The sequence below is a fragment of the Variovorax sp. 20P10.2.4 genome (assembly GCF_058244205.1).
This window is the reverse complement of the sequence record NZ_JBZAYE010000828.1, coordinates 1-2,734: the sequence shown is the minus strand read 5'-3', so window position 1 is coordinate 2,734 and position 2,734 is coordinate 1. Positions and strand designations below refer to the sequence as shown.

The 2,734-nt window shown below is 66.9% G+C and carries 4 protein-coding genes and 1 pseudogene; 2 read left to right on the top strand and 3 right to left on the bottom strand.

All coding sequences use genetic code 11. From position 1 onward, the window contains the following. Nucleotides 1-16: 16 nt before the first annotated feature. On the bottom strand, nt 17-700 hold the full coding sequence (gene pyrE, locus AC27VN_RS38205) for an orotate phosphoribosyltransferase (protein WP_296774656.1): 684 nt from the start codon (nt 698-700) through the stop codon (nt 17-19). A gap of 11 nt (nt 701-711) precedes the next feature. Here pyrE and AC27VN_RS38200 point away from each other — a divergent pair, with 11 nt between their 5' ends. Together AC27VN_RS38200 and AC27VN_RS38195 are read left to right on the top strand one after the other, a co-directional pair. Further along, nucleotides 712-1,515, top strand: coding sequence for an exodeoxyribonuclease III (locus AC27VN_RS38200; RefSeq protein WP_057591267.1), 804 nt, complete (start codon nt 712-714; stop codon nt 1,513-1,515). Between the two features lie 64 nt (nt 1,516-1,579). Next, nucleotides 1,580-2,224, top strand: a complete 645-nt coding sequence (locus AC27VN_RS38195) for a Fic/DOC family protein (protein WP_093344079.1) — start codon at nt 1,580-1,582, stop codon at nt 2,222-2,224. Here AC27VN_RS38195 and AC27VN_RS38190 read toward each other — a convergent pair. Together AC27VN_RS38190 and AC27VN_RS38185 are read right to left on the bottom strand one after the other, a co-directional pair. Next, nucleotides 2,208-2,372, bottom strand: a complete 165-nt coding sequence (locus AC27VN_RS38190; RefSeq protein ID WP_490880028.1) for a hypothetical protein — start codon at nt 2,370-2,372, stop codon at nt 2,208-2,210. The genes AC27VN_RS38195 and AC27VN_RS38190 overlap by 17 nt on opposite strands. A gap of 74 nt (nt 2,373-2,446) precedes the next feature. After that, a pseudogene (locus tag AC27VN_RS38185) lies at nt 2,447-2,734 on the bottom strand (amidohydrolase family protein); the annotation flags it as partial.

The following is a 2,734-nucleotide window of genomic DNA, read 5'->3' as shown; positions in this document are numbered from 1 at the left end:
GCATCGGGCGTGTCCTTCAGTGGGCGCCGTAGCGCGTGCGGTAGGCGAGCACGCGCTCGCGGTGGGTGCCGAGGTCGGCGGCCGCGCCGCCCGAGAGGTAGCTCAGCAGGTCGTCGAGGGTGGCGATCGCCACCACCTGCAGGCCGAGCTGGTTGCGCACGTACTGCACGGCGCTGTGGTCCACGTCGACACCGTTCTCGGTCGCCTTCTCCTGGCGGTCGAGCGCGATCGCCACCGCGTGCGGCACCGCCCCCGCGGCCTGGATCGCGGCGATCGACTCGCGCACCGCGGTGCCCGCGGACATCACGTCGTCGACGATCAGCACCCGGCCCTGGAGCGGCGCGCCGACCAGGTTGCCGCCCTCGCCGTGCGCCTTGGCTTCCTTGCGGTTGTAGGCGAAGGGCACGTTGCGGCCGCGCCGCGCGAGTTCGGCCGCCACCGTGGCGCCCAGCGGGATGCCCTTGTAGGCCGGGCCGAAGATCATGTCGAACTCGAGCCCGCTCTCGATCAGGCGGTCTGCATAGAATCCCGCGAGCCGCGCGATCTTGGCGCCGTCGTCGAAGAGGCCAGAATTGAAGAAATAAGGACTCATGCGGCCGGCCTTGGTCTTGAACTCACCGAAGCGCAACACGCCCGCGTCGAGCGCGAACTGGACGAAGTCCTGCGCCACCGCACTGCTTTTCTCACCATCTACAGCCATCGGAATTCCTTGTGTTCAAACTGACCAGTCTCAATCTCAATGGCCTGCGTTCGGCCGCCACCAAGGGCGTTGCCGACTGGGTGGCCGAATTGGCGCCGGATTGTATTTGCATGCAGGAGATCCGGGTCCAGGCCAGCGACATCGAAGGCCGCTTCGAGGAGATGGCCGGCCTCAAGGGCCACTTCCATTTTGCCGAGAAGAAGGGCTACGCGGGCACCGCGATCTACACGAAGCACGTGCCCAGCGAGGTGGTGGTGGGCTGGGGCGACGCCGAATTCGACGCCGAGGGCCGCTACCTCGAGCTGCGCTTCGACACGCCGAAGCGCAAGTTCTCGGTCATCAGCTGCTATTTCCCGAGCGGCAGCTCGGGCGAGGAGCGCCAGCAGGCCAAGTTCCGTTTCCTCAAGGGCTTCTTCCCGCACCTGGTGGCGCTGAAGAAGCAGCGCGAGTTCGTGCTGTGCGGCGACATCAACATCGCCCACAAGGAGATCGACCTCAAGAACTGGCGCGGCAACCAGAAGAACAGCGGCTTCCTGCCCGAGGAACGCGCCTGGATGACGAAGCTGCTCGACGCCGGCGCCGAGGGGGCGGGGCTGGTCGACGTCTACCGCATGCTCAAGCCCGACACCACCGGCGAGGCCTACACCTGGTGGAGCAACCGCGGCCAGGCCTATGCCAACAACGTGGGATGGCGGCTCGACTACCACCTCGCCACGCCGAAGACCGCCGCGCTCGCGCGCACCGAGCAGATCTTCAAGACCATCAAGTTCAGCGACCACGCGCCGATCACGCTGGAGTACGACTTCACGCTCTGACCGCCACCTGGGCGCTGGCAGTCATACCCAAAGGCGCGCACCCGAGGGCCGGACCCGACGCGCAATGACCAACCGCTATCAAACCACCGGCCCCGAAGGCGAGTTCGAGCCGGGCTCGAACGGACAGGTGCTGCGCAACCTGGTTGGCATCGCGTCCGCCGACGACATGAACGACCTCGAACTGCAGCTGCTGAGCGCGCTGTACGACGAAGTGCTCTTGCGGAATCTGCCCGACCGCCCGTTGACGGTGGCCGACCTTCGGCGCTGGCACCGCGTGTGGCTGGGCAATGTGTATCCATGGGCGGGGCAGGAACGCTCGGTCAACCTGGGCAAGGGCGGCTTCCAGTTCGCCACCGCCGCGCTGCTGCCGGGCTTGCTCAGCGACTTCGAACGGGAGTGCCTGACAAGATGGACGCCCTGCGGCGAGCTGGCGCCCGACGAACTGGTACATGCCATTGCCGTGACGCATGTGGAGCTGATCGTGATTCACCCGTTTCGCGAGGGCAATGGACGCTTGTCACGCCTGCTGGCCGATGTGATGGCCGTGCAGGCCGGCCATGAGCCGCTGGACTACAGCAGTTGGGAGCAGAACAAACCGGCCTATATCGGCGCGATTCACTCTGGTTTTTCAGGGGACTACGGCCCCATGGGTCAGCTCGTGGCCCGGGCCATCGCCGATGGCGATGCCAGCCTCAGCGAGCCAGCTTGATGTGGGGAAAGCGCACGGCGGGTTGCTGCAACCTGCGCTCGAGCTGCGCGACGTCCTGACCTGTTTCCACCGCCGTGGAACTGGCCACCGACCGCAGCACGGCCTTGCGGCTCGGTGCTTTGCGTTGAGGTTCGGCGGGTTTGGTCATGCTGTGATTTCGCCAGGCGAAGGCTTGAATTTTATCGGAATCACATGCGTTGCGCCTCCCCTTGAGCACGGCCTTCAGCCGCAACAGCGCCCAATCCGCCCCTCGCGGTACAGCGGCCCCAAATCCTCGGCCAGCGCCCCCAGCGTGCGGCGCCATTGCGCATGCGAGGGATCGGCCGCCAGCGCCGCGCGCATGCGCGCCAGCAGCTCGGCGCGCAGCGCGGGCTCGTCGATGCCCAGCACCCGCCCGGCATCGACCACCAGCCGCCCGCCGACCAGCACCTGCGCCACGTGACGGCCGCTGGCGCGAGCCAGCACCAGCTCGAGCGGATCGATGTCGTCGAACAGCGCATCGTCGTCGAG

Bases quoted from the DNA above. Each gene is read 5' to 3' on its own strand.
- pyrE (WP_296774656.1), bottom strand. From the start codon at position 700: ATGGCTGTAGATGGTGAGAAAAGCAGTGCGGTGGCGCAGGACTTCGTC.
- AC27VN_RS38195 (WP_093344079.1), top strand. From the start codon at position 1,580: ATGACCAACCGCTATCAAACCACCGGCCCCGAAGGCGAGTTCGAGCCG.
- AC27VN_RS38190 (WP_490880028.1), bottom strand. From the start codon at position 2,372: ATGACCAAACCCGCCGAACCTCAACGCAAAGCACCGAGCCGCAAGGCC.